We start from the raw sequence: 25,323 nt of genomic DNA on the forward strand, positions 1-25,323 counted from the left end.
AACACTCGCGCCCGTCCCTGGATCTGGGACCGCCCGGCTCCCGAGCCTCGTCGGCGCCGACACCGTTTTGTCTACCTGCTTTAAGAAACGGAGCATTAGACCGAGTACGACTCCTTGGACAGGCGCCGGACCCGGTCCTCGTCGATGCGGTGGCCGAGGCCCGCCTGGGTGAGCGGCACCGCGACCACGCCGCCCGAGGCGCCGACCGGAGGGTCGACGATCTGCGCGCTGCGCGGCGGCTCGGCCACGTCACAGGGCAGGCCGCAGCCGGGCAGGCTGGCCGCGGCGACGGTGGCCGCGCGGGCGAGCCCGGTGCCCTTGCCCCCGGCGCAGGCGATCTCCCATCCGGCGCGCACCGCGCGGTCGTGCGCCCGGCGCACCTCGCGCAGGGAGCCCAGGGCCGCGGGGCGGAGCAGCATCGCCCGGCCCGCCCTCGCGGTGATCGCCTCGTCCAGCTCTGCGACCGAGGCGACCTCCAGCAGCACCGGGGCGGCGACGCGCTCCTGCAGGTCGGCGTGGTCACCGAGGCTCGCCAGGCCGGTGAAGGGGCGTTCGATGACGGAGAGGGTGTAGGCGTCCAGCGCCTCGAGGGCGTCGACGTCGGTGTAGGCGCCGCGGGCGTCCACGCCGATGCCCAGCGCGGGGTACGCCTGGCGGACGGCGCGCAGCGGCTCGATGTCCCAGCCGGGGTGGACGTCCAGGGTGACGTGGGCGTATCCGGCGCAGACGTGGCGGTTCACCCTCGCGACCAGGCTCTCCAGGTTGCGGTCGGCGCCGATCCTGACGGTGGCCATGAGGGAGGTGCGGGTGCCGCCGAGCGCGTGGGCCAGCGGCACCCCGCGCATCTTCGTCCACAGGTCCCAGCAGGCCATGTCGGCGGCGGACCCTCCGGGAACGGCTCCCAGCTCGTCGGGATGCTCCCAGTCGACGCCGATCAGCGCCTGCCCGAGCCCCTCCTCCAGCGCGACCCAGGTCTTGGGGTCGGCGTCGACGACCTCTCCCCACCCGGTCATGCCGCCGTAGTCGGTGAGCCGGACGAGGATGCTCTCCGGCCGCCTGCCGTAGGGCAGGATGAGCCGGAACACCTCAAGCTCACGGACGCGCGGCATGGCCCCCCCTGACCTCTCCGAGCCCGGCGAACCCCGGGCTCCGACGACTTTCCAGGCCCGGCAACCCCGGGCCGTGGAAACGCGAATCCCGCCCGAAGGCGGGACTCCCCCCTCAACACCGCGAAGAACGGCGTTCTTCCCATGGTGCCACGGTGACCCGTGAATGCCTCCGGCGCGGAGGGGAAATCCGGCGTCGAGGGCCCGGAGAGGTGAGAAGAACTCACACCCTGGGCAGTACGCGACCGGCGACAATGGCTCCGGTGGCCGCCATCAGCGCCGTGAGGCCGAAGCAGAGCACGTAGACGGCGGCGGAGGCCCCCAGGGCCGCCAGGAGTGCCCCGGTGATCGCCACCGCGACGACCGTGTAGACCGACTCGGCGACACCGAGCGACGCACTGTTCTCCCCCTCCTCACCGGAGGGCGACAGCTCCAGGATGAGCACCGACAGGGTCGGGTACACGATGCCCATGCCGAGCCCCAGGGCCATCTCCCCGACGAAGGCGGTGGCCACCGGGACGGCGCCGAAGACGGTCAAGCCCATCAGCGCGAGGCCCACGGCGATCAGCACCGAGCCCGAGCGCAGCACCAGGACCCGGTCGAACCGCCATCGGCCCACCACCCACGAGGCGAACGACCAGCTCAGCGCGCCGCCGGTCAGGGTGAGCCCGGCCATGGTCAGCGACAGGCCGCGTTCCTCGTTGAGCATCAGCGGCAGGAACGCCTCGCCGCCGATGGCCGCGCCCGCCGCGATCCCGCGCAGGGAGATCACCGAGGGCAGGCCGCGGGCCGAGCGCAGGGTTCCCGGGGGGAGCAGCCGGGGCAGCGCCGCGACCAGCATGGCCAGACCGGCGGCGAGCAGGACGAGCCCGGTGACGGACGCCATGCCCCCCGAAAGCATGCCTCCCGACGCCGTGTCACCCGATGCCGCGCCCCCGGAGTGCGTGCCACCGGACCCCGTGAGCGCCGACGCGCCGTACTGCATGAGCGCCGCCCCTGCCGCGACGAGCAGCGCCCAGCCCAGCCTGCGCGCGATCGAGGAACGGGCGCCGGGCGACCTCTCCGACCCCGGCTTCGGCTTCGGCTTCGGTGCCGGTGTCGGCGTCACCCCCGGAGCCCCCGATACCGGCTCCGTCACCGCCTCCGTCACCGGCTCCGTCACCGGCTTTGTCATGGGCGCGGAGGCCAGCCCGCGCCAGAGCAGCAGCGCGGCCGGGAGGAGGATGCCCGTCACGCCGATGAAGACCCAGCGCCAGCCCGCGTTCTCGACCACGACGCCGGTGATCGCGGGCCCCACCATGGAGGGCACCACCCAGGCGGTCGCGAAGATCGAGAACACCCGGGGATGGAGCTCCGGCGGGTAGCACCGCGAGACCAGCACGTACATCGAGACCTGCAACATGCCCGCGCCGAAGCCCTGGACGAACCGCCCCGCGACGAACACGTCCATCGTCGGCGCCGCCCCGGCGAGGACCAGCCCCACGCCGAAGACCGCCACCCCGGTCCAGAGCGGCGCGGCCGGCCCCCCACGGTCGCCCCACCACCCGCCCAGCACCGTCGCGACCACCCCGGCCGCCAGCGCCCCGCTGAACGCCAGCCCGTACAGCGCGTGGCCGTCCAGCTCGTCGGCGACGACCGGCATGGCGGTGGCCACCGCGAGGTACTCGAAGGCGGCCAGGGAGATGAGGGCCACCATCCCGACCGTCAGGGCGCGGTGACTCCGGGCGAATATCCCGGCAGGAGGCTCGTCGGTCATCACGGTAGTCATGGGTCGACGGTACGGCCGGCGCGCACCGGCCCGCATCAGGCTTTCGATCAGCCCTTGGTCGTAGGACCGGCGTCCAGGACATGAGCGGCCAGGCCCCGCAGGAGCAGGTCGAGCCCGAACTCGAACCGGTCCGTCCCGTCGCCGGCCATCAGGTTGTCGACCTGGGCGACGATGTTGGGAAACCGGTCGGCGGGCAGGCTGCGGTAGAACGTGCCGATCTGACCGAAGAAGTCGCTCATGAAGATCTCCGGCTTCACGCCGCTCTCGCGCTGCCGGTTGATGTACAGGGAGTTCTCGTAGGCGTCCGAGCAGACGTACAGGCCGAGGCGGTCGATCATCAGGGCGGCGGTCCTGGGCGGCACGCCACCCGCGAGCATGATGGCCAGCTGCCCCTCGCCCACCCGCAGCGCGTTGAACCCGGTCGGGAGGCTGGCGAGACCGACCCTGGCGATGTCGGCGTGGGAGGCGAACACCCGGTAGGCGTCGAGGACGAGCTCCCTGAGTTGCTCCAGCCAGCGCTCCGGCTCGGGTTCGGGGACCCGGATCTCGCCCATGACCCTGTCGTAGATCAGGTCGAGCAGCTCCTCCTTGTTCGCCACGTGGGCGTAGAGCGAGGCGGGACCGGTGCCGAGCTCCTGGGCGACCCGGCGCATGCTCAGCGCCTCCAGCCCCTCGGCGTCGACGACGCGCAGCCCGGTGGCGACGATGAGATCCCTGCTCAGGACGGTTCGCGGAGCGCTCGCCTTGCGGGTCTTGCGCCACGGCGGGGCGGGGATCTCGGTCACGCGCCGATCTTATACGTGCCGTATCACGGCAGCGAACACCGTACTTTCTGCGAACACTGTTCGTTTTGCGCGGACGATGTACTTGACGCGAACAGCGTTCGTTTGTAGAACAGTGTTCGTAATCAACGAACACCGTTCTTCGATCATCAGAATTCCCGGATCGGATTCCCCATGACAAACACGGTCGAGACCGGCTCATCCCCCATCGGCGCGGAGCCGTACCGATGGCGCTGGGCCGCCCTCTTCGTGGTTCTCGCCGCCGAGGTGATGGACCTGATGGACGCCATGATCACGATCATCGCGGCGCCGTCCATCCAGAAGGAGCTGGGCGGCTCGTCGAGCATGATCCAGTGGCTCAGCGCCGGATACACCCTGGCGATGGCCGTCGGCCTCGTGACCGGGGGCCGCCTCGGCGACCTCTACGGGCGCAGGCGCATGTTCGTCGCCGGCGCCGCCGGCTTCACCCTGTTCTCGCTGCTGTGCGGCCTGGCCGCCTCCCCCGAGATGCTGGTCGGCTCGCGGGTGCTGCAGGGCCTGGCCGGGGCGGTGATGGTGCCGCAGGGCCTCGGCGTCATCAAGGAGATGTTCCCGCCCAAAGAGCTGGCCACCGCTTTCGGCGCGTTCGGCCCGATCATGGCACTGTCCACAGTGGCGGGCCCGGTCCTCGCGGGCTGGCTCGTCGACGCCGACCTCTTCGGCACCGGCTGGCGCATGATCTTCCTGATCAACCTGCCGATCGGCCTGATCGCCCTTCTCGGCGCGCTCCGCTACCTGCCCGCGTCGAAGCCCTCGCACGCCTCGCGCCTGGACCTGACCGGCACCGGGCTCGTCTCGGCCGCCTCCTTCCTGTTGATCTTCCCTCTGGTCCAGGGCCGCGACCTCGACTGGCCCGCGTGGATCTTCGCCCTGATGGCCGCCTCGATCCCGGTCTTCGCGCTCTTCTGCCTGCACCAGTCCCGCAAGGAGCGCGCGGGCGGCGACCCGCTGGTGGTGATGAGCCTGTTCCGCAAGCGGTCCTTCACCGGCGGCCTGCTCACCGGCCTCGTCTTCTTCTCCGGGATGGTCGGCTTCTCCCTGGTGTTCGGCCTCTACACCCAGATCGCCCTGGGCTACGACCCGCTGAAGGCGGGGCTCGCGGGCCTGCCGAACGCCATCGGCACCCTGATCGGCTTCGCCCTCGTCAACGCCTCGGGGCTGGCGCGGAAGGTGGGACGCAGGCTGATCCACATCGGCGCGGTCGCGATGGCCGGGGGCGTCACGGGGGTCGCCCTCACCCTGAACGTCGCCGGCATGGGCGTCACCCCGTGGCAGCTCGCCCCCGCCCTGCTGCTCACCGGTGCCGGGATGAGCCTGATCATGGCGCCGTTCTTCGACATCGTGCTGGCCGGGGTGGATCCCCACGAGTCCGGCTCGGCCTCCGGCACCCTCACCGCCGTCCAGCAACTCGGCGGCGCCCTGGGTACGGCGGCGATCGGGACGCTTTTCTTCGGCCTGGTCAAGCAGGGCCGGAGCCTGGAGGACGCGATGCTGCTCACGATCTGGGTCGAGGTGGGCCTGCTCGCCGTCACCTTCGCGACCGCCTTCCTCCTCCCCCGGCGGGCGCGAGCCGAACAGGAGATCGCGCACTGACACCCACCGGCGAGCGGGCGGGCCCTCGCGGGCTCGCCCGCTCGCGGCGTCCCGGGCGCACCACCGCTTCCGGGGCGACCGCCCCTGCCGCGCGTACGAGAAACCACCTCACACAAGAGAGCTGAACCGCACGAGAGAACCGGACCGCACGAGAGAACCGGGTCACACGAGAGAACCGGGTCACGCGAGGCTCGGATCCGTGCGAGGAAAAATATTAGCGACCGGTCGTTCATATTGTTTGCTAGAGTTCTCGGCATGATCGACGGACGGCTCCAGCGCGGGGAGCGCACTCGTCAGGCGGTGCTCGACGCCGCCGTCCGGCTCGCCTCGGTCGAAGGACTCGACGGCCTGTCACTCGCCCGGCTGACCGCGACACTCAGCGTGAGCAAGTCCGGACTTTTCACTCATTGGCCTGACAAACAAGCGCTGCAGCTGGCGATCGTGGAGCACGCCCGGCGGCAGTGGACCGAGCACATCATCGCGCCGGCCCTGCGTGCCCCCCGAGGGGTGCGCAGGTTGTGGGCCCTGCACGAGCACCGCCTCGACTTCTACCGCTCGGGGCGGCTGCCCGGTGGCTGCTTCTTCCGTGCCGTCGACGGCGAGTTCGACGACCGGCCCGGCCCGGTCCACGACGCCATCGCCGACGCCATCGGCGACTGGATGAACCTGCTGGACCGGCTCAGCGAGCTCGCCGTCGAGCTGGGCGACCTGCGGCCCGGCACCGACCCCGCCCGGCTCGCCTTCGAGATCGAGGCGATCGGCTCGGTCGTGGTCGTCCACACCCACCTGCTCAAACGCGAGCAGAGCTACCGGTTCGCCCGCACGGCCGTCCTCGAGCAGCTCCGCTCCCTCTCGACCGATCCCGGCATCCTCCCGGAGGAATGACTTGACGACCACCCTGCGCAGCGGGCACATCCAGCCCGTCCAGATCCACTTCGACGACCTCGACGCGATGGGTGTCGTCCACAACGCCCGATACGTCCTGCTCCTCGAACGAGCCCTGTCCGACTACTGGGCCGAGCGAGGCTGGCCCTTCGACCCCGCCCGGCCGCACTTCGCCGAGATCTTCTTCGTGGTACGCGAATTCTCCATCACCTACCACGTGCCGATCAGCACCGTGGGCGAGGCCTCGGTGCACTTCTGGCTGGACCGCCTGGGCACCACCAGCGTGGTGTACGGCTTCCGCGTGCTGTCGGCCGACCACAGCGTCGTGCACGCCGAGGGCCGCCGGGTCCAGGTCAGGCTCGACCCGGCCACGCTGCGGCCGAGCCCGATGAGCGAGCCCCTGCGCGACTCCCTCAGACAACTGCTGGCCGTCACTCCGTGAGCACCCCACGAGCCGGTCGCGGGCCCAGCCCGACGGACCTTCCCACCCCGGACGTCCCAACCCGACCCCACCCCGGACGTCCCAACCCGACGACCCCGCACCCCCCAGACGTCCCAGCCCGACGGACCAGCCCCTCCCGGACATCTCAACCCGGTGGACCAGCCGTCCCGGACGTCCCGGCCCGAGGACCGACACCCGCGAGTCCTGTCTCGGTGCCCTGAACAACGCACCGCCACCTCCGTGACACGTGGCCGCTCCCCTGCCGGTGCCGGCGAACGCCCCTGACGACGCGATCCCCGGCGTCCCGACGTCCCGGCGAGGGCAGGCCCCCGTGGCCTGCCGCCCTCGCCGGGACGGGATCAGGTGGCGGTGCGTTCCAGCTCGCGCTCGGCCCACTGGCCGATGTCGCGGCGCTCGATCGCCGCGGCCATCAGGTCGGGGAAGGCGTCGGGGGTGCAGGCGAAGGCGGGCACCCCCATCGCCGCGAGCGCCGCGGCGTTGTCGTGGTCGTAGAAGGGCGCGCCCTCGTCGGAGAGCGCGAGCAGCACGATCACCTGGACACCGGCCGCGGTCATCTGGGCGACCCTGCGGAGCATCTCCTGCCGCACACCGCCCTCGTACAGGTCGCTGATCAGGATGAAGATCGAGTCGTTGGGACGGGTGATGAGCCCCTGGCTGTAGGCGATGGCCCGGTTGATGTCGGTGCCGCCGCCGAGCTGGGTGCCGAACAGCAGCTCCACCGGGTCGTGGAGCTGGTCGGTGAGGTCGACGACCGCCGTGTCGAAGACGACCAGCGAGGTCCGCAGCGAGCTCATCGAGGCGAGCACCGCGCCGAAGACACTCGAATAGACGACGGAGGCGGCCATCGACCCGCTCTGGTCGATGCAGAGCACGACCTCGCGCTGGACGGCCCGCTGCCGCCTGCCGTACCCGACCAGCCTGGAGGGGATCACCGTGTTGCGTTCGGGCAGGTAGTTCTTCAGGTTGGCCCGGATCGTGCGGTCCCAGTCGATGTCGGCGACCCGCTTGGGCCGGTGGGTCCTGGCCGAGCGGTCCAGGGCACCGGTCACGGCGGCCTTCGTCTTCTGTACGAGTTTCCGCTCCAGCTCGGAGACGACCTTGCGCACCAGCGCCCTGGCCGACTCGCGCGCCTTCTCGGGCATCACCTTGTTGAGCGACAGGAGCGTGCCGACCATGTGGACGTCCGGCTCGACGGCGTCCAGCATCTCCGGTTCCATCAGCAGCCGGGTCAGGTTCAGCCGTTGGACGGCGTCCTTCTGCATGACCTGTACGACGGTCGAGGGGAAGTAGGAGCGGATGTCGCCCAGCCAGCGCGCCACCCTGGGCGCGGAGGCACCCAGGCCCGCGCTCCGCTCGCCGGAGCCCTCGCCGCCGTTGTAGAGCGCGGCCAGCGCGCCGTCCATCTGGGCGTCGGCCCCGGTCAGCGAGCACCCGGTGCCGTCGGCGTCCCCGCCCAGGACCATCCGCCAGCGGCGGAGCCTCTCATCCATCGGTGCTGCCCGTCCCTTCCGAAATCGTCGGCCCGGAAATCGCCGGCCCCAGGATCGCCAGCACGGTCCGCACGGCCGCCGCCGCGCGCTCCTCGTCGAAGTCCTCCGCCTCCCGCGCCGGGCCGCCGGTGCCCGCCGTCCCCAGGGAGCGGACGCGCGAGCCGATCGAGCGCCGCTCCGGGGCCGCGAAGGCGCCGAACGTCCTGCGGAGCAGGGGCAGCACGTCGACGAAGGTCTCCGGGGCGAGCCCGGTGAGCCACTCGTCGACCAGCCCGAGCAGCCGGGGGTCGTGCACGAGCAGCAGCCCGCCCCCGGACAGGAACCCCTCGATCCAGGCGGCGGCCCTGGCCGCCGGGTGTCCCGCCGACATCGCCAACGACATCCGCCGTCCCACCTCGGCCGTGTCGAGGTCGGCGGCGTCCAGCAGGATCCTGGTGAGCCGCCCCTCGATGAGCCCGTGCAGGTCGGCCCGGCCGGAGGCCCCGCGCAGCGCCGTCAGCCACCGCTCCTGCGGCGTCTCCTCCCCTTCCCCTGAGCCGTCCTGGCGGGCGGGCCCGGTGTCGAGCAGGGCGACGGCGGCGTGGACGGCGTCGATGTGACGGATCAGGTCGCGGGCGGCGTCGTCGTCGAGACCGGTGACGGCACCGCCGAGGCCGACGCAGATCCTGGTGAGCATCGCCTCGACGATGGTGACCAGGCCGGTGGCGGGGGTGCCGCGCACGTCGCCGTAGCGCTGGGCGCGGACCATCGCGGGAAGCGCGGCCATCAGGTGCGTGACGTCGCCGTCGAGCGCGGCCCGCGCCGACAGGGCGTCGAGCACGTACGGCAGCGCCTCCGGCAGGTCGGCGAGCAGGCAGCGCTCCACCAGGCCGGTGAGCACGGCCAGCGTGACCCCGCCGGACGCGCCGCCGGAGGCGCCCCGGGCCCCTCCGGCCCTTCCGGGACCGGCCGTTCCCGGAGCTCCGGCTCCCGGGCCGGACGCTCCGCCACGGGGGGCCGGGCCGGTCGCCGCTCCCCCGTCGGCGAGGTCGCGGACGCGGGCGGCGGCCGCCGCGGGGACGGTCGTGCCCCAGGCGCCCGCCTCGATCAGGTCGATGTCGAACTCGGGCCGCCAGGCGAGCGACCACGACTCGCGGAAGGTGCCCTTGCTCCGGCTCTCCCGGGGGGTGCCCCAGTCGACGCCGAGCAGGCGCAGCCGGTGCAGCAGCCTGCTGCGCTCCAGGTCGAGGGGTTTGCGCAGGTCGAGGTCGTACTCCCGGTCGAGTGCCTCGGGCTTGAGCTTCACCCGGCGCTGCTCCTCGCGCAGGTGGCGCTGGAGCGGGACCATCGGGGTGGCGTCGGGCACCTGGCCGAGCCGCTCCCCCACGACCATGCGCCGCTGGATCAGCTCCACCGGCAGGTCGTCGCCCTCGCACAGCACCGCCCTGACCGCCTCGGTGACCTCCGCCAGCCCGGCCAGCGGCCGTCCCCTGAGCACGGCCAGGCTCTCCGCGAGCCGCACCGCCTCGATGACGTGCGCGGAGGAGACCGGCAGGTCCTCCTCGCGGAGCACCCCGGCCGCCCCGGTCAGCCACCGCTCGACCGGCCGGTCGGGGGAGGCGAACAGGTGGTGGTACCAGCCGGGGGAGGTCACCCCCGCGCCGTAACCGCTCCAGGCGGCCAGCCGCCCGTACGTCCACGGCACCCAGGTCATCTCGGCCTTGACCTTGGGCAGCCCCCTGAGCAGCGCGTCGTCGGCCTTCACGGTGGGCAGCCCGGCTCCCCAGGGCGCGCCCTCGCGCGCGGTGCCCGCCAGGGCGGGGACGTGCCAGGCCCCGCAGACCACGACGATCCGCTCGAACCCGTCCTTGACCGCCCTGCGGATCGTGCGCCGCATGAAGGCCTCGCGCCGCGCCTCGTACTCGTCGGCGACGTGCCCCTCGCGGACGGCCTCCATGGCCTGGGCGATCATGTGGAACGGGGTGTCGCCCCGGTGCTCGACCGCGTCCTCCCACCACCGCTCCGGGTCGTCGTACCCGGCGGCGCGGGCGAGAGCCCCGATCGGATCGATCCGCACGGCCTCCGGGGCGGCGTCGTCCGGCGCGTCGTCCGTGTCGCCGTCCGTGTCACCGTTCCCCTCATCACCGGTCGCCGCGCCCGGGGAGCCGGGGACCTTCGCGTCCGGCCTCCGATCCCCGGCGCCCTCCGGCGCCTCCCCCTCGGGAGGCGCCGCAGGTCCGTCGCCCGTGTCTCCCGGCTCGGGGTGAGCGCCCGTGCCGGGACGGGAGGCGAGGCTGTGCACGGCCGGCAGGTCGCAGAACCGGACCGGGACCCCCGCCGCGACGGCGTGGCGGATCGCCTGCCACTCGGGCGAGAACACCGCGAACGGCCAGAACGCGGCCGTGGACGGCTCCCCCGGCACGTGGGCGAGCAGCGCGACCGGCGGCTGGAGGCCGGGGTCACCGGCCAGCGTGACCAGCTCGTCCGCCTCGGGCGGGCCCTCGATGAGCACGACGTCCGGCTTGAGACGTTCGAGCTCGTCGCGCAGGGACCGCGCCGACCCCGGTCCGTGGTGCCGGATGCCCAGCACGGAGACGCTCATCGCCACCCCCCACCCGGCCGGGGAGCCGCCACCGGCGCCACCGCCACCACCGGCGACGCGGAAACCGGAACCGCCGGGGCTTGGAGCGCGCGGGCCGGGAACGCGGAAGTCGAGAGCGCGGGAGCCCACACCGCAGAAACCGGAAACACGAGGGCCGACAGCACGGGAACCCGCAGCGCGGGAACCGAGGAAGCGGGAACCGGGAGCGCGGAGGCCGGGAACGCGGGAGCTGGGAACGCCGCAGCCGGGAACGTGCCCCGCCAGGGGGCCGTCGCCTCAGCCCGCGTCACGGCAGGCCCGGTAGAAGTCGCGCCAGTCCTGGCGCTCGCGCACCACGGTCTCCAGGTATTCGCGCCACACGACGCGGTCGGAGACCGGGTCCTGGATCACGGCGCCGACGATGCCGGCCGCCACGTCCGAGGGGCGGAGCACCCCGTCGCCGAAGTGCGCGGCCAGGGCGATGCCGTTGGTGAGGACGGAGATGGCCTCGGCGGTGCTGAGCGTCCCGCTGGGAGACTTGATCTTGGTACGGCCGTCCTCGGTGGCACCGGCGCGCAGCTCCCTGAAGACCGTGACGACGCGGCGGATCTCCTCCAGGGCGGTGAGGGTCTCGGGCAGCTCCAGGGAGCGGCCGAGCTGGCCGACCCGCCGGGAGACGATGTCCACCTCCTCCTCCGCGGTGGCCGGGACCGGCAGCACGACGGTGTTGAACCGGCGGCGCAACGCGCTCGACAGGTCGTTGACGCCGCGGTCGCGGTCGTTGGCCGTGGCGATGATGTTGAAACCGCGCGTGGCCTGCACCTCCCGGTTGAGCTCGGGGATCGGCAGCGTCTTCTCCGACAGCACGGTGATCAGCGCGTCCTGGACGTCGGAGGGCATGCGGGTCAGCTCCTCCACGCGGGCGAGCCGCCCCTCGGACATCGCCCGCATCACCGGGCTCGGCGTGAGCGCCTCCATGGACGGGCCCTCGGCCAGCAGCCTGGCGTAGTTCCAGCCGTAGCGGACGGCCTCCTCGGCGGTGCCCGCCGTCCCCTGCACCAGGAGGGTGGAGTCACCGCTGATCGCGGCGGCCAGGTGCTCGGACAGCCAGGTCTTGGCGGTGCCGGGCACGCCGAGCAGCAGCAGCGCGCGGTCGGTGGCCAGCGTCGCCACGGCCACCTCGACGATGCGCCGGGGCCCGATGTACTTGGGGGTGATCTGGTCCCCGTCGCCGAGGATGTAGGCGGTCACCGCCCACGGCGACAGCTTCCACCCCGGCGGGCGGGTGCGGTCGTCGCCCTTGGCCAGGATCTCCAGCTCCTCGGCGTACTGGTCTTCGGCGTGGGCCCGCAGAACCGTTGTCACTACGTGAGCTCCTTCAACATGTCGTCACGGAAACGCAGGAGGGCGGCGACCTCCTGGATGGATGGCTCCGGCGAGAGCCGCCCGGCCAGGCCGTGCATGGCGGGGTCGATGCGTTCGCCGGCGAGCTTGACCAGCTCCCCGAGGTTCCACGGCTGGGTGCCGGAGACATCGACGATCTTCTGCAGGACCGCCCTGGCCAGGGTGGGTCCCCACGGGGCCGCGGCCCCGCCGAGAACCATGATCAGCTGACCGTCCAGGCCGTGCCCCCGTACGAAGTCGGCGGCGACGATCTCCTGCTTGTCACGGGGCAGCGCGGCCAGCAGGTCGGCGAGCGGATCCCAGGTGAAGAGCTCCAGCGCCCACTCCGGATCGCCCTGGAGGACGGAGGCCCTGACCCAGCCCGCCATGACCTCGCGACCCCAGTCGACGATCTTCATCCGGACGAGCTCGCGGGGCGGCCGCCCGAGCAGCGAGGACCAGACGCCGAGCGGGGTGCGGGCCACGGTCTGCTGCAGCCACCAGCTCCGCTCACCGGCCCCCCGGGGCGCCTTGGCCCGTACGCCGTCGCGCTCCAGGGCGCTGTCGCAGGCCGTCGGCGGGTCGACGTGGATCTCGTCGCCGACGACGGTGACGTACCGGGCGGCCCGCTCGGCCATGCGCAGGGCCAGGCGCGACTCGGGGAGCCGGGTGAGCAGGTCCGCCGCCGTGTGACGGACCTCGCGGCGGCGGTCGTCGAGCGCGGCCTCCAGGAACGGCTCGTCGTCGGGCGAGAGCCCGGTGGCGAGGACCTCCAGGAACGCCGCCCTGTCGTCGGGGGTCTCCTTCTCCCAGGTGGCGGCGAGCAGTTCCCTCGCCCCCGCCGGGTCGGCCGCCCGCAGCGCTCCCAGGTGGACGCGGCGGTCACCCGAGGTGCCGAACTCCCAGGTCTGGGAGGCTCCGCCGGAGCCGGTGGCGAGGAGCCCGGTGACCTCCTCCAGCAGGAAGCCCCACGCCGGGTTGAGCCTCGCCAGCCAGCGGCCCCGATTTCCGGCCAGCACACCGAGGTGCGGGCGGATCGACCGGTCCTTGGCCGCGTGGTCGAGAAGCTCGGGCAGCAGGTGCGGCGAGAGGCGGTATCCGCGCGCGGCCGCGGTCTCCAGCCACTCGGTGAGCAGTCTCGGCTGCTCACCGCCGAGGATGCGGGCGAGCCGGTCGCCCGCGGCGCGCGAGACCGCGGGCTGTTCCTCGGGCGCCGCGACGGCGGGCGGCTCACCCGCGGCGACCGGCCTCCGCCCGGCGCGCGCCCGCAGCGTGTGCACGGCCGCGCGCCCGAGCAGCTCGACCTCGCTCGCCCCCTGACCGGGCAGCGGGCGGCGGTCGGTCCCGACGAGCGCGGTGGACACCAGGTCCTCCCATTCGGCGGAGGCGTTCACAGGACGATCACCCGGCCTTCCTCGTCCCAGGTCGTGAGGGGACGCAGCCCCCTCGGGGTCCATTCGACGGCGACGGTCAGCGGGTGACCGCCCGAGGTGGCGACCAGACGCCACGGGGTGCCCGCGGACGGGTGGAGCGGCAGCCCGCCGGAGGGCCCGGCCAGCAGCCGCGAACCGCTCCCCGTGGGAGTCACCCCCTCCAGCACGAGCGGCCAGGAGTCGAGCCAGGGGTCACCGGCCAGGGCCTCGGCCACCTCGTCGAGGGCCTGCTCGACGGTCGAGCCGGGCGGCGGACCGGCCGTGGCGAGACGGCGGGCGGCGTCGACGCCGATCCGCTCATCCCGAACGGCATCGACGGGCGCATCCCCGGCGGAGCCACCCAGAACAGGGTCGCTCAGGGCGGGGTCGTTCAGCGCAGAGTCGCCGCGAGCGGCGTCGTTCGGTGCAGGGTCGTTCGGTGCAGGGTCGTTCAACACGGAGTCGTCGCGAGCGGAGTCGTGACGGACGGGGCCGCCGCGAGCGGAGTCGTGACGGGTGGCGACCACCGCGCGCAGCGGGGCCGAGCCGGGATAGAACGCCAGGTCGGCGTCGATGGTCGTGCCGGTGACGAGCGAGGCGTCGAGGGCCTGCCCGACCGGGGCGAACGAGAGCACCAGCGCCGCCCGGCCCGTCGCGCGCCCGCGCAGCCAGACCCGGCGCGCGATCAGCCGGTCGTGCTCCTCGTCGCGCCGTCCCAGCACGTCCCACAGGTCGCGGACGGCACCGCGGGCGAGCACCTCCTCCTTCGTCATCGGGAAGCCGACCCGGTCGCGCACCCTTTCGAGAAGCCCGTCGGGAACCGTGTCCCGGGACGCCCCCTCACCCGAGCCACCGGAGTCGGCGGAGTCACCGCCACCGGCCCCGTCCGGGACGGAAAGACGCCGGTGGGCCACGCAGAGCAGGTGCAGCAGCGCGTACTCGCCGAGCAGGCGGGCGGGCCAGTCGTCCCCGTCCAGCACGGCGCCGAGGCGGGACAGCGAGCCCGCGACGGCGGGCGCCTGGGCGTCGATCAGACGTTTGACCAGGTCGTCCCACTGGTCGTGGCGCCGCGAACCGGCGATGCCCTGCCTGATCTGGTCGGCGAGCCAGCGCTCCAGGTCCGACAGCCCCGTGTTCACCCGCTGCTCGCGCTGCGCGGCCCTGCGGCCGTCCGTGGCGCCGGGCTCGGCGGCCAGGGCCGCGCGGGCCGCCCCCGCCTCGGCGGCCCTGGCCGCGCGGCCACGCCGCCCGTCGAGCCACTCGCCCACCCAGTCGGCGGGCTCCTCGGCCGCGGGAACACCGTCGGCCGACCACAGGAGCAGCAGGCCGAGAGCGTGTTTGCAGGGGAACTTCCTGCTGGGGCAGCTGCATCGGTACGCGGGCTCGGACAGGTCGACACACGCCCGGTAGGGTTTGGAGCCGCTGCCCGCGCACTCGCCCCACACCGCGTCGGCGGTGGCTCCGGACCCCGACCACTTGCCGGGGGCGGAGACACCCCGGGCCGCTTTCTGGGACGAGGCGTCGGGCGCGAGCGCCAGCACCTGATCCCGGTTCCACCGTTCGATCACGGACTGAACCTAGCCGTCCCCGCCGACAAATCCGGCCCCGTCCGCAACGGCCGTCCCACCGTACGTCCGCCGGGCCCGGGTCCCTAGAATCGTTGCGGTGACGACCCCTTCGCGCCCGCCGCTCGCCGACGCCCTTGACCTGCAGCCGCACCCCGAGGGCGGCTGGTTCCGTGAGACCTGGAGGACTTCCGTCGACCTCGCTCCCCCCGGATACTCCGGCACGCGGGCCACCGCCACCGGGATCTACTTCCTGCTGGAGCCCGGCGAGGAGTCGCGCCCGCACGTGGTCGCCTCCGACGAGGTCTGGTTCTGGCACCGGGGCGGCCCGCTGACGCTGATCCTCGGCGGTCACGAGGGCCACCCTTCGAGCACCGTGACCCTGGGGCCGCTGGTGGAGGAGGGGCAGGTCCTCCAGGCCCTGGTGCCCGGCGGCACCTGGCAGGCCGCCCGTCCCGCCGGCGACGAGGGCGTGCTGGTGAGCTGCGTCGTGTCCCCCGGCTTCGACTTCGCCGACTTCCGCATGATCTGACGGAAGACACGACGGACGACACGTCAGGGCACGACGGAGAACGTGGCGGACGGCGCCACGGACGGTCCTCCGACCGAAGGTCGCGTGGACGCCCTCCCGGTCGAGGTGACCCCCTCCCGGACGATGTGACGGCCTCCCCCGGCGCGGGGAGAATGCGGTCAAAGGTCCAACCGGGAGGTCAAAGGTGACCAGCGAGATCGTCTCCGTCATCGGCGGAAAAGAAACGTCCAACGGCGCGGCCTACGAGTCGGTCAACCCGGCTCGCGTGGACGAGGTGGTCGCGCGGGTGCGGCTGGCGGACGCGAGCACGTTCTCCTCCGCGTGCCGCACGGCCGCCGCCGCGCAACGGGAGTGGGCGCGCGTCCCCGCGCCCGTCCGGGGACGGGTGATCGCCTCGATCGGACGCCTGGTGGAGGCCAACGCCGAGGAACTGGCCCGCCTGGTCACCCGCGAGATCGGCAAGCCGTACGCCGAGGCGCTGGGCGAGGTGCGCGAGATCGTCGACACGTGCGACTTCTTCCTCGGCGAGGGCAGGAGGCTGTACGGGCAGACGGTCCCCTCGGAGATGCCGGACAAGAACCTGTTCACCTTCCGGGTCCCGGTGGGGGTGGCCGCGGTGATCACCGCGGGCAACTTCCCGGTCGCGGTGCCGTCGTGGTACCTCGTACCCGCGCTGCTGTGCGGCAACGCGGTGGTGTGGAAGCCCGCCGAGTACGCGGCGGCCTCCGCGCACGCGCTCCACCGGCTGTTCGTCGCGGCCGGGCTGCCCGACGGCGTGCTGAACCTGGTCCTCGCCGACGGCGCCGCGACGTTCGAGGGGCTGGAGGCGGCGCTGGCCGAGGGCACGGTGCACAAGGTCGGGTTCACCGGCTCCACCGAGGTGGGCCGCCGCGTCGGCGAGCTGTGCGGGCGCCACCTGCAGTCTCCCTGCCTGGAGCTGGGCGGCAAGAACCCGATGGTGGTCATGCCCGACGCCGACCTCGACCTGGCCGTGGAGGGCGCGCTGTTCGCGGGCTTCGGCACCGCCGGGCAGCGGTGCACGTCGCTCGGCACGGTGATCGCGCACGAGAGCGTCCACGACGAGTTCCTCCGCCGGTACGTGCACGCCCTGGCCGGGGCCGTGGTCGGCGACCCCGCGGGGGACGTGCTGTGCGGGCCGCTGCTCGACCGGAGGTTCGCCACGCGCTACGAGGAGTATCTGGGCTGGATCCAGCCGCACCACACGGTCGTCTCCGGCCCCACCGGCCGCATCACCCCGGACAGCCCGCGCGGCGACTTCACCGGGGAGGGCGGCCTCTACTACCACCCGGTGGTCGTGGACGGCGTCCGCCCCGGCGACCGGCTCTTCCTGGAGGAGACCTTCGGCCCCATCGTCGGCGTGACGACCTTCGGCACGCTGGACGAGGCCGTCGACCTGGCCAACCTTCCGGGTTACGGGCTCTCCTCGTCCATCTACACCACCGATCCGGCGTCGGCCTTCCGCTTCCGCGAGGGCATCGGCGCGGGCATGGTCAGCGTCAACAACTCCACCTCCGGCGCGGAGGCCCACCTGCCCTTCGGGGGCAACGGCAAGTCGGGCAACGGCAGCCGCCAGTCGGGGGTGTGGGTCCTCGACCAGTTCACCCGCTGGCAGGCGATGAACTGGGACCACTCGGGCAGGCTCCAGAAGGCCCAGATGGACGTCGCCGAGATCGTCCCCGACCTGGACTTCCGCCTCTGACGTCCCCGATGTTCCTGACGTCTTCGATGCACCCGACATCACCGGCGTCGCCCGGTGCCGGCCCGACCCGCCGGTACCGGGCCGTCGCACCCCCGGCACCACCCCCCGGCACCACCCGCCGGCGGTTCCCGCCGGATTCGTGACGACCATATAGTGAGACCATTGTTCTTGAAATATGAGACCCGTGTTATCGTCCGACCAGCGTGACGACAACGGGGAGGCCTCATGACCGGCAAGGACGCCGTCTACACGCACGGGCACCACGAGTCCGTGCTCAGATCCCACCGGTGGCGTACGGCGGAGAACTCGGCGGCCCACCTCCTGCCGCACCTGAGGCCGGGCATGACGCTGCTGGACGTGGGCTGCGGGCCGGGCACCATCACCGCCGACCTGGCAGAGCGGGTCGCGCCCGGCACGGTCACCGCGGTCGAGATCACCGAGGAGGCGCTCGGGCTCGCCCGCGCGGAGGCGGAGCGGCGCGGGCGCTCCGACATCGCGTTCGCCGTGGCGGACGTGCACGCGTTGGAGTTCCCCGACGACACCTTCGACGTCGTCCACGCCCACCAGGTGCTGCAGCACGTCGGCGACCCGGTCCGGGCGCTGCGCGAGATGCGGCGGGTCTGCAGGCCGGGCGGGATCGTCGCGGTGCGCGACAGCGACTACGCCGCCTTCGCCTGGTTCCCCGAGATCCCCGAGCTGGACGAGTGGATGGACCTGTACCGGAAGGTGGCGAGGGCCAACGGCGGCGAACCCGACGCGGGGCGGCGGCTGCTGTCGTGGGCGCGCGCGGCGGGGTTCGCCGACGTCTCGGCCACCTCCTCGACCTGGTGCTTCGCCACCCCCGAGGACCGCGCGTGGTGGGGCGGCATGTGGGCCGAGCGCATCCTGAAGTCCGACATGGCCGGACAGGCACTCGCCTCGGGCGCCGCCGCCGAGGAGGACCTGCGCCGCGTCTCGGCGGGCTGGCGGACCTGGGCCGGGGAGCCGGACGGCTGGCTCTCCTTGCTGCACGGCGAGCTGATCTGCCGCGCCTGACCCTCGGCGGCCCATGGGTGAGCGTCGGACCTCACAGGCTCGCGGCCCCGGTTCCTCACAGGCTCGCGGCCCCGGTTCCTCACAGGCTCGCGGCCCCGGTTCCTCACAGGCTCACGGCCCCGGTTCCTCGCAGAGAGGGCTCCTGGCACCGGTCCCCGCGCAAAAAGCTCGGGGCGCCTCCGGGAGGCGCCCCGAGGGAGGGTCAGGGCTGCTGGGTGATCTTGATGTCGTCGACCCCGGCCTCGACCAGGGAGGCGCCGGAGGCGTCACCGGCCTCGATCAGGATCCGGACGCTCTGTCCCGCGAACGCGGAGAGGTTGGCCGTGGCCGTGGCCCAGGCCCCGTTGCGGTTGGAGGCCGCGCCGAGTTGCTGGAACACCTGGGTGGTGGTGGAGCCGACGACCTTCACCCGGAAGAAGTCGGCGTTGGAGGCGTTGGAACCGTGCGCCAGGTACCACGACAGCGACAGGTTCAGCGTCCCGGTCGACGGCAGGGTGATGGCCGGTGACCGGATGCTGGTGATTCCTCCGTCGACGTCGTAGTCGCCCGCCGCGGCGCCCGCGAGCCTGCCGGTGACCAGGTCGTTGCTGCCGCTGACGGTGGTGCCGAGCTGCTTGGCGCCGCTGGAGGTGGTGGCCGCCGGGTCACCCCGCTCCCACAGGCCGGAGGTGGCGGTGTCGGTGCCCGAGGGGTTGACCGTCCAGCCGGTCGCCGTCTCGAAGTCGTCGGAGTAGACCGTCACCGGCGGGGTGCCGGTGCCGCAGTACTGCGACTCCTTGCCGATGATCCGGTAGACGCAGTCGGCGTACTCCAGGAAGCGCAGCGTGGCCTCCCGGTTGCGGGTGGTCTGCGGGACGATCTGCTCGTCGGGGGGATAGAAGCCCGGCGAGGAGCTGACCGGGTACATCTCGAAGGTGTAGCTGAAGATCTTGTAGACGCCCCACAGCCAGTCGTCGATCGTGCCGTCGGTGATGTAGAGGTCGCTGGCCTGCTGGGGGGTGTAGTTGTTGGTGGAGGCCATGTTCTGGCCCAGGGTCGCGTGGGCGTCGCGGTCGTCCTGGGTCAGGCCGGGGCCGGTGTCGTTGAAGGTGTAGCCGTACGGCCACAGGATCAGCTCGCCGTAGGTGTGCCAGTCGATGTGCGCCTTGACCTGCTGCACGCCGCCGACGACCCGGCTGCGCACCCAGTTGGCCACCGCCCTCACCTCGGGGGTCGACTCGGCCGCCGAGCCCCGGTAGGTGTCGCTGGAGGCGGAGCCGGAGGAGCCGCCGCAGCAACCCCAGTTGTAGCCCCAGTTGCGGTTCATGTCGGTGCCCACGGCCGAGGAGCCGGAGTTGGGCTGGCGGTTCTTGCGCCAGGAGCGGTAGGAGCCCGTGGCGATGTCGTACTCGCCGCCGTCGGGGTTGAGGTCCGGCATGATCCAGATCTCGCGGCCGTTGACCAGGTTGGCGATGCGGCTGTCGGTGGCGTACCCGTCGGTGAAGAGGTTGAGCAGGTAGATGGCCATCTCGACGGTCAGGTGCTCGCGGGCGTGCTGGTGGTGGGTGAACAGCACCTCGGGTTCGTTCTCGTCGGTGGCGACGTTGTCACTGATCTTCACGGCGATCAGGTCGCGCCCCTCGTACGAGGTGCCATAGCTGATCTTGCGGGCGATCGTCGGGTGGTCGGCGACGATCTGGTTCACCGCGGCGGTCATCTCGGCGTAGTTGTGGTAGCCGGAGTCGGCCGGCGGGAAGTCGGCGAGCCGTTCCGGCCTGGTCGGGGATAACGACCTGGGGATCCTCGTGACGGTGTAGCCGAGCTTCTTGATCGCGGCGACCTCGTCCTCGTTGGCGGTGATCACGATCGATTCGGGGTCGACCTGGTCGATCGCGGCACCGGTGGCGGCCACCGCGCTTCGCTGCTGGGCGGTGCTCGGTCCCTGGACCTTGTACTGGCTGTTCGGTTGTGGCTCGGCCGAGGCTCCCGCCCCGGTCACACCGAGACACAACAGTGCCAGGGCGACGAACACCACGATCAGACGGCGTCTCACCTGCGTCCTCCTCAGGCACGCACTCTAGGGTTTTGTCGCGCGCCTCCACCGAGAGTCAGACAGCGGCGTTGATTAGCAAAGGCCCAAATTTTGGGAGCGGCGGGACCTTGGCCTCACGGCCGGACACGAACGAGGCGAGGGCGCGATCGAACTCAGAAGGCGACCTCGAACCAGAGCGTCCTGGACCCCTCGGGGGCGTCGTCCTGGATGCCCCAGTTGTCGGCGAGCAGGTCCACCAGGAACATGCCCCGCCCGCCCTCCGCCTCCGGGTCGTTGCGCACGTGCGGCGCCGACGCGCCGGATCCGGCGTCGCAGACCTCGACCAGCACCGCGGCCGAGCCCACCGCCACCGTCATCGCGACCTCGCCGCCCTCCCCGGAACCGGAGTGGAGCACCGAGTTCGTCACCACCTCGCTCACCAGGAGGACGACGTCGTCGGACGCGGGATGCCCCTCGCCGAGCAGCTCCCTGACCCGGCTCCGCGCCACCGACACCGACTCCGGGACCCCTTTGAGGGTCACCGTCGATCGAGGTGAGACGGTCCGCCGTCCGGTTGTCATGGTCGACCTCACTCCCCGACACGCATATTCCATGCACATCGCCCTCTGAGATGGCACACTCACTCACGGTGAACTGTTCTATCAAGGACTGCAATACCTCATGTTGGGATTCCGCAGATTTGCTATCAAAGGACGGAGGGAGGTGGATGCGTGGCTTCTCGACGCAGCCCCACGGCCCGTCATCGCCGTCTGATGGCTGAACTGAGCCGTCTGCGAAAGGACAGCGGGCTGACGCGGCTGGAGGTGGCCGAGCGGATCGGCTCCACCGACACCACCGTCTGGAGGTACGAGACGGGCCTGTCCCGGCCTCGTCCCTCGGACGTGTCGGCCCTCACCGATGTGTACGGCGTGACCGGGGAGGCTCGAGACTCCCTGATCCAGATGGCCGTCGAAGCCAGGAGACGGGGCTGGTGGCACCCCCACCGTCAGGCCCTGAAACCCGGTTTCGACTCCTACATCGGGCTCGAGGCGGAGGCGTCGCTCGTGCGTTCGTACGAGCCGCTGGTCGTCCCCGGCCTGATGCAGACCGAACCGTACGCACGCGCGGTGATCGAGGTGACCTCAGTAGTTCAGACCCCCTCCGAGGTCGAGGAGACGGTCTCCGTGCGCATCTCGCGCCAGCAGTTGCTGCACGGACCCGGTGACCCGATCCACCTCGTCGCCGTGCTCGACGAAGCGGTGATCCGGCGTCGGATCGGCGGTCGCGACATCATGTCGGAGCAGCTGGAGCATCTCGTCCACCTCGGTGAGCTGCCCAACGTGGAGATACGGGTCGTCCCGTTCTCCGCGGGGGCGCACCCCGCGATGGACGGCCAGTTCTGCCTGCTCAGCTTCCCCGAGCCCGAAGCCCCCGACCTGCTCTACCTGGAGCAGGCCGCGAGCGGGAGCGTGCCGGACGATCCCGAGCAAGTCAGCCGATACGCCTCCATGTTCGAGAGCCTCTGCGCCATGGCTCTCAGTCAGGAGGCGTCGGCGGCCTTCATCGCCCAGATGGCGAGAAGGTTCTCCTCCCCCTAGCTGTAGAAGGAAGAAAAAGTGCGAGGGTCCACGATGGATCTGTCCGGCGCCCAGTGGCGCAAGAGCGGCCGCAGCACCAACGGAGGCAACTGCGTGGAGGTGGCGGTCGTCCCCGGTGACCCTGTGGTCGCCAGGCACAAGGCGGACGCCGACCAGCTGTATCTCGTCCGCGACTCCAAGGATCCGGGCGGCCCGGCGCTGGCGTTCACCCGGAGCGAGTGGGACGCCTTCGTCGGCGGCGTGAAGGACGGCGAGTTCGACTGACGGACCTCCGGGGGAACCCGCCTCACGGTTCCCCCGGAACCTCCGGCCACAGCCCGCCCGCGGCCCCGGCCCGGCGGGCTGTGCTCGTCACCGCCGCTCGTCGCCCTTCACCTGTCGTTGCCGTTGTAGCCGAGGATCCGCATGGCGACCTCGGGGTCCATCGCCGCGGCGAGCAGCTGTGCCCGTTCCACGGCCCTGTCACGCTGGGCCTCGGCCCTGGCCTTGGCCGCCTGCGCCCCCCGGGTGACCGCCGCCACGATCGCGGCTCCCACGACCGCCGCCAGCACGGCGACGAACACCACCATGAGCGTGCCGGAGTCGGGCGAGCCCACGCCGCCCGTCGTGACCGTCCCGCCGTTGAACACGTAGGTGCCCAGCGCCGTGAAGGCCGCCAGCGCGGCCAGGCCGGCCGCGATCACGAACACCGTCCGCAGCCTCCCGCGGCGTGGCGCGGGGTCGGCGGGCGACGGAGGCGGTGGCGGTGGCGGTGGCGGTGCCGGGCGACGCGCCGGGGTGTCGCCGCTCCAGGGCACGAAGTCGGGTTCGGACAGCGCCGCCGAGGACCCCGAGAATCCCGGAGACACAGAGGGCCCCGGAGACACGGGGGACACAGAGGAAACCGGGGACATCGGGGGCACGGCGGTCGACACCGTACTCGACACCGCGCTCGACAGCGTGCTCGACACCGCGGAACCGTTGCCGTTGCCCGTGAGCACCGCGCCGTGGATGACCGCGGCGGCGGGTTCGAGCCGGGGCAGCGCCGGCGGGACGGGCAGGGCGCGCGCCACGTGGCTGTGCTCGCGGTGCGCCCGCGCCGCCTCCAGGTGGTACTCCTCGATCTCGGCGTAGAAGTCCTCCGAGTCGTAGATCGAGCCGTCGATCAACGGCCCCCGCCCGCGTTCCAGGATCGCGACCACGTCGTCACCGTTGAGCGTCTTGTGCGCCTCCAGCGCGTGCGCCAGGCACAGGACGTCCCGCCGGTGCTCGCGCAGCAGCACCTCGGTCCGCTCCAGCAGGCTCACCAGGTTGAACTCGATGCGCTCGCCGAGCACGTCGGGCGCGAGCGGCTGGCTGCCGCCCGGTGTCTTGGTGAAGCCGATCCCCCCGCCGCCGGGTTTGGGCATCGACTTGCCGCCCATGATCTCCAGCTCCTGCAGCGCGGGCACCGAGGTCACCCCGCGGCCCATGCCCCAGTGCGCCTCCATCAGCGCGGTGAGGTACGTCGCGGAGAACAGGTCGCCGGAGACACCCGAGGAGTTGTCCTCGCCGAAGAACATCCGCTCCCCCGCCAGGGAGGCGAGCGAGACCATGATGTCGGCCTCGTGCTCGGACTTCCATCGGGTGAACTGGTCCTCGGGCTTGATGCTCGCGACCATGCCGAGGTAGTCGGCGCCCTTCTCGATCGTGGCGATGTCGATTTCCAGGTGGTAGCGGGTGCGGTACGCCGCCACGGCGTGGCAGGCCTCGTGCACGGCCACGGCGTGCCGCTCGCGCTCGATGTACTCCACGTCCTCGGGCGGCCCGAGCTGCTTGAGCCGCTTGGCGCGGGTCACGTCCGACCAGGTGATGGTCTCCCGGCCGTCGCGGATCGCGGTGATCAGCGACTCGTTCACCAGGTCCTTGATCGTGGCACCGGTGGCGTAGGGCGTGATCGTCGCCAGCTTGTCCAGCTGCGCGTCGGTCAGCTCGTGGTCGACCTTGTCGAAGTAGCCGCGGTAGGTGCGGACCCGGCCCGCCTTCGAGGGGTAGCCCACCTTGTAGATGCGGTCGATGCGCCCCGGCCGCAGCAGCGCCTCGTCCAGCGAGTTGGGCATGTTGGTGGCCATCATGACCAGGATCCGGTACTTCGGCGGCGGCTTGGGCCGCATGCCGAAGAGCCTTCGCACGTGCCGGTTGACGATGCCCCTCGGCTTCTTCAGGCCGGACAGCTCGGTGAGCAGCGCCTGCAGCGTGCCCGGGTCGCCGCCGCCCCCGCCCATGCCGCCCATCATGAAGCGGCTGCGGCCGGTGTCGGGTTCCTTCGGCTCGGCCGCGCCTCCCCGGCTCAGCAGCCAGCGGGTGTCCTCGCTGAGGTAGCCGAAGCCGTGGCATCCGGCGGTGTGCGGGGAGAACCCGGGAGCGCCCCTGGGCCCCTGCTGCGCCAGCGAGCCGCGCTTGCCGAGGGAGTCGGCCTCGTCGAAGAAGACGATCACTCCCCCGTACCGCAGCGAGAGCTTGCGGAGCTTCCTGAACAGCGACTTCACCTTCAGGATGCCGATGCCCATGAACATGTTGACGAACGCGCCGGGGTCGACGAACACGTACGGCTTGCCGGTCTCCCCGGCCACGGCCTCGGCCATCAGGGTCTTGCCGGTGCCCGGCGGGCCCCACAGCAGCAGGCCGCTGGGCACGTAGCCGCCGCGCTCCTCGATGGCGTCCGGCCTCTCCAGGAAGACGATGTTCTCCTTGACCCGCTCGACGACGTGGTCCTGGCCCCACACGTCGGTGAAGCGGGTCTTGATGTCGTCGGGGAAGTACGTCTCCACGCCGCCCCGCGACAGCAGCCAGAACAGGCCGATGAACTGGAAGGCGATGAAGAAGAACGCGAAGGCGAGCTGCGCCACGTACGGCAGGGCCTGCCAGAGCAGCGCGGGCGCCTGGAAGAGCGCGAGCGCCGGAGAGGTGTCCAGCACCTCGCCGAGGATGAGGGCGAGCACCGCGATCCAGAACGCCCACTTGATGGCACGTGCCATCCTGAAGCGGTTCCAGTCGGAGAAACGGCGGTGGGTCCAGCGCTCGAAGCCTCCGAACACGCTGCGCGTCCAGAACCGGTTGTATCCGGCCGAACGCTCGCTGACGAAGAAGTGGAGCTGGCGCAGGAACTCGATCCCCAGGAGCCAGAAGATCCACGGCGCCGCGACCGCGGTGTTGATCATCCCATCCCGGAACGTCATGATGCCCTCGTAGGAGGCCATCTCGCTCCACACCAGGATGAAATAGATGGTCGTAAGGATGAGGAGGAACTTGATCCGGTCCCAGAACGGCATCTTCTTGCGCTTGTCGGGATGCGGATCGGTCGGGCCGGAACCGGGAGCCCGGAGTCCTTCGAAGTTGGGAGGCGGTGGAGGTGACTTCATG

19 protein-coding genes are annotated in these 25,323 nt (G+C 71.9%); 8 read left to right on the forward strand and 11 right to left on the reverse strand.

What is annotated here, in order from left to right; all coding sequences use genetic code 11:
* Nucleotides 1-95: 95 nt before the first annotated feature.
* The 3 genes from ACFYWM_RS31630 to ACFYWM_RS31640 form a co-directional block, all read right to left on the reverse strand.
* Nucleotides 96-1,109: an enolase C-terminal domain-like protein gene (locus tag ACFYWM_RS31630; RefSeq protein WP_389921101.1), complete on the reverse strand. Its 1,014-nt coding sequence runs from the start codon at nucleotides 1,107-1,109 to the stop codon at nucleotides 96-98.
* A gap of 220 nt (nucleotides 1,110-1,329) precedes the next feature.
* Nucleotides 1,330-2,874, reverse strand: a complete 1,545-nt coding sequence (locus ACFYWM_RS31635; RefSeq protein ID WP_389921104.1) for an MFS transporter — start codon at nucleotides 2,872-2,874, stop codon at nucleotides 1,330-1,332.
* 47 nt (nucleotides 2,875-2,921) lie between these two features.
* Nucleotides 2,922-3,659, reverse strand: a complete 738-nt coding sequence (locus tag ACFYWM_RS31640) for a TetR/AcrR family transcriptional regulator (RefSeq protein WP_389921107.1) — start codon at nucleotides 3,657-3,659, stop codon at nucleotides 2,922-2,924.
* A 171-nt stretch (nucleotides 3,660-3,830) separates the two neighbouring features.
* Here ACFYWM_RS31640 and ACFYWM_RS31645 point away from each other — a divergent pair, with 171 nt between their 5' ends.
* The 3 genes from ACFYWM_RS31645 (at nucleotide 3,831) to ACFYWM_RS31655 (ending at nucleotide 6,615) form a co-directional block, all read left to right on the forward strand.
* Complete coding sequence (locus ACFYWM_RS31645; protein ID WP_389921110.1) at nucleotides 3,831-5,288, forward strand: MFS transporter; 1,458 nt, start codon at nucleotides 3,831-3,833, stop codon at nucleotides 5,286-5,288.
* A 255-nt stretch (nucleotides 5,289-5,543) separates the two neighbouring features.
* Nucleotides 5,544-6,173, forward strand: a complete 630-nt coding sequence (locus ACFYWM_RS31650) for a TetR/AcrR family transcriptional regulator (RefSeq protein ID WP_389921114.1) — start codon at nucleotides 5,544-5,546, stop codon at nucleotides 6,171-6,173.
* 1 nt (nucleotide 6,174) lies between these two features.
* The gene (locus ACFYWM_RS31655) at nucleotides 6,175-6,615 is read left to right on the forward strand and encodes an acyl-CoA thioesterase (protein WP_389921118.1); all 441 of its coding nucleotides are present in this window, start codon (nucleotides 6,175-6,177) and stop codon (nucleotides 6,613-6,615) included.
* A 359-nt stretch (nucleotides 6,616-6,974) separates the two neighbouring features.
* On the opposite strand, the gene ACFYWM_RS31660 is transcribed toward ACFYWM_RS31655, so the two are convergent.
* From ACFYWM_RS31660 to ACFYWM_RS31680, 5 genes are all read right to left on the reverse strand, one after another.
* Nucleotides 6,975-8,126, reverse strand: a complete 1,152-nt coding sequence (locus ACFYWM_RS31660) for a VWA domain-containing protein (protein WP_389921120.1) — start codon at nucleotides 8,124-8,126, stop codon at nucleotides 6,975-6,977.
* Complete coding sequence (locus tag ACFYWM_RS31665) at nucleotides 8,119-10,707, reverse strand: DUF5682 family protein (RefSeq protein ID WP_389921123.1); 2,589 nt, start codon at nucleotides 10,705-10,707, stop codon at nucleotides 8,119-8,121. Before ACFYWM_RS31665 ends, ACFYWM_RS31660 begins: the two co-directional genes overlap by 8 nt.
* A 276-nt stretch (nucleotides 10,708-10,983) precedes the next feature.
* On the reverse strand, nucleotides 10,984-12,051 hold the full coding sequence (locus ACFYWM_RS31670; RefSeq protein ID WP_389921126.1) for an AAA family ATPase: 1,068 nt from the start codon (nucleotides 12,049-12,051) through the stop codon (nucleotides 10,984-10,986).
* Nucleotides 12,051-13,463: a DUF5691 domain-containing protein gene (locus tag ACFYWM_RS31675; RefSeq protein ID WP_389921129.1), complete on the reverse strand. Its 1,413-nt coding sequence runs from the start codon at nucleotides 13,461-13,463 to the stop codon at nucleotides 12,051-12,053. Before ACFYWM_RS31675 ends, ACFYWM_RS31670 begins: the two co-directional genes overlap by 1 nt.
* Entirely contained in the window at nucleotides 13,460-15,049 is a 1,590-nt protein-coding gene (locus ACFYWM_RS31680; RefSeq protein ID WP_389921132.1) for an SWIM zinc finger family protein, read from the reverse strand. Before ACFYWM_RS31680 ends, ACFYWM_RS31675 begins: the two co-directional genes overlap by 4 nt.
* Before the next feature lie 97 nt (nucleotides 15,050-15,146).
* Between ACFYWM_RS31680 and ACFYWM_RS31685 the strand changes: the two genes are divergently transcribed.
* The 3 genes from ACFYWM_RS31685 to ACFYWM_RS31695 all read left to right on the forward strand — a co-directional run bounded on the left by ACFYWM_RS31685 (nucleotide 15,147) and on the right by ACFYWM_RS31695 (nucleotide 18,333).
* Nucleotides 15,147-15,578 (forward strand): cupin domain-containing protein, encoded by a 432-nt coding sequence (locus ACFYWM_RS31685; RefSeq protein ID WP_389921135.1) that lies wholly within the window; start codon nucleotides 15,147-15,149, stop codon nucleotides 15,576-15,578.
* Between the two features lie 184 nt (nucleotides 15,579-15,762).
* Nucleotides 15,763-17,298, forward strand: coding sequence for an aldehyde dehydrogenase family protein (locus ACFYWM_RS31690; protein ID WP_389921137.1), 1,536 nt, complete (start codon nucleotides 15,763-15,765; stop codon nucleotides 17,296-17,298).
* 225 nt (nucleotides 17,299-17,523) lie between these two features.
* Entirely contained in the window at nucleotides 17,524-18,333 is an 810-nt protein-coding gene (locus ACFYWM_RS31695; protein WP_389921140.1) for a class I SAM-dependent methyltransferase, read from the forward strand.
* A gap of 202 nt (nucleotides 18,334-18,535) precedes the next feature.
* Here ACFYWM_RS31695 and ACFYWM_RS31700 read toward each other — a convergent pair whose 3' ends face one another.
* On the reverse strand, nucleotides 18,536-20,365 hold the full coding sequence (locus tag ACFYWM_RS31700; protein WP_389921143.1) for a M14 family zinc carboxypeptidase: 1,830 nt from the start codon (nucleotides 20,363-20,365) through the stop codon (nucleotides 18,536-18,538).
* A gap of 152 nt (nucleotides 20,366-20,517) precedes the next feature.
* The gene (locus ACFYWM_RS31705) at nucleotides 20,518-20,886 is read right to left on the reverse strand and encodes an ATP-binding protein (protein WP_389921146.1); all 369 of its coding nucleotides are present in this window, start codon (nucleotides 20,884-20,886) and stop codon (nucleotides 20,518-20,520) included.
* 231 nt (nucleotides 20,887-21,117) lie between these two features.
* Between ACFYWM_RS31705 and ACFYWM_RS31710 the strand changes: the two genes are divergently transcribed.
* On the forward strand, nucleotides 21,118-21,942 hold the full coding sequence (locus ACFYWM_RS31710; RefSeq protein ID WP_389921149.1) for a helix-turn-helix domain-containing protein: 825 nt from the start codon (nucleotides 21,118-21,120) through the stop codon (nucleotides 21,940-21,942).
* 33 nt (nucleotides 21,943-21,975) lie between these two features.
* Nucleotides 21,976-22,206 carry a DUF397 domain-containing protein gene (locus ACFYWM_RS31715; RefSeq protein ID WP_362693278.1) on the forward strand — a complete coding sequence of 77 codons (231 nt, stop codon included), beginning with the start codon at nucleotides 21,976-21,978 and terminating at the stop codon, nucleotides 22,204-22,206.
* A gap of 107 nt (nucleotides 22,207-22,313) precedes the next feature.
* On the opposite strand, the gene ACFYWM_RS31720 is transcribed toward ACFYWM_RS31715, so the two are convergent.
* On the reverse strand, nucleotides 22,314-25,322 hold the full coding sequence (locus ACFYWM_RS31720; RefSeq protein WP_389921152.1) for an AAA family ATPase: 3,009 nt from the start codon (nucleotides 25,320-25,322) through the stop codon (nucleotides 22,314-22,316).
* Between the last annotated feature and the right edge of the window lies 1 nt (nucleotide 25,323).

Source organism: Streptosporangium sp. NPDC002721, assembly GCF_042888905.1.
Lineage (GTDB): Bacteria > Actinomycetota > Actinomycetes > Streptosporangiales > Streptosporangiaceae > Streptosporangium.

Coding starts and splice junctions, on each gene's coding strand:
- ACFYWM_RS31695 (WP_389921140.1), top strand. CDS start 17,524: ATGACCGGCAAGGACGCCGTCTACACGCACGGGCACCACGAGTCCGTG.
- ACFYWM_RS31715 (WP_362693278.1), top strand. CDS start 21,976: ATGGATCTGTCCGGCGCCCAGTGGCGCAAGAGCGGCCGCAGCACCAAC.
- ACFYWM_RS31650 (WP_389921114.1), top strand. CDS start 5,544: ATGATCGACGGACGGCTCCAGCGCGGGGAGCGCACTCGTCAGGCGGTG.
- ACFYWM_RS31660 (WP_389921120.1), bottom strand. CDS start 8,126: ATGGATGAGAGGCTCCGCCGCTGGCGGATGGTCCTGGGCGGGGACGCC.
- ACFYWM_RS31645 (WP_389921110.1), top strand. CDS start 3,831: ATGACAAACACGGTCGAGACCGGCTCATCCCCCATCGGCGCGGAGCCG.
- ACFYWM_RS31720 (WP_389921152.1), bottom strand. CDS start 25,322: ATGAAGTCACCTCCACCGCCTCCCAACTTCGAAGGACTCCGGGCTCCC.
- ACFYWM_RS31710 (WP_389921149.1), top strand. CDS start 21,118: ATGGCTGAACTGAGCCGTCTGCGAAAGGACAGCGGGCTGACGCGGCTG.
- ACFYWM_RS31635 (WP_389921104.1), bottom strand. CDS start 2,874: ATGACTACCGTGATGACCGACGAGCCTCCTGCCGGGATATTCGCCCGG.
- ACFYWM_RS31630 (WP_389921101.1), bottom strand. CDS start 1,109: ATGCCGCGCGTCCGTGAGCTTGAGGTGTTCCGGCTCATCCTGCCCTAC.
- ACFYWM_RS31665 (WP_389921123.1), bottom strand. CDS start 10,707: ATGAGCGTCTCCGTGCTGGGCATCCGGCACCACGGACCGGGGTCGGCG.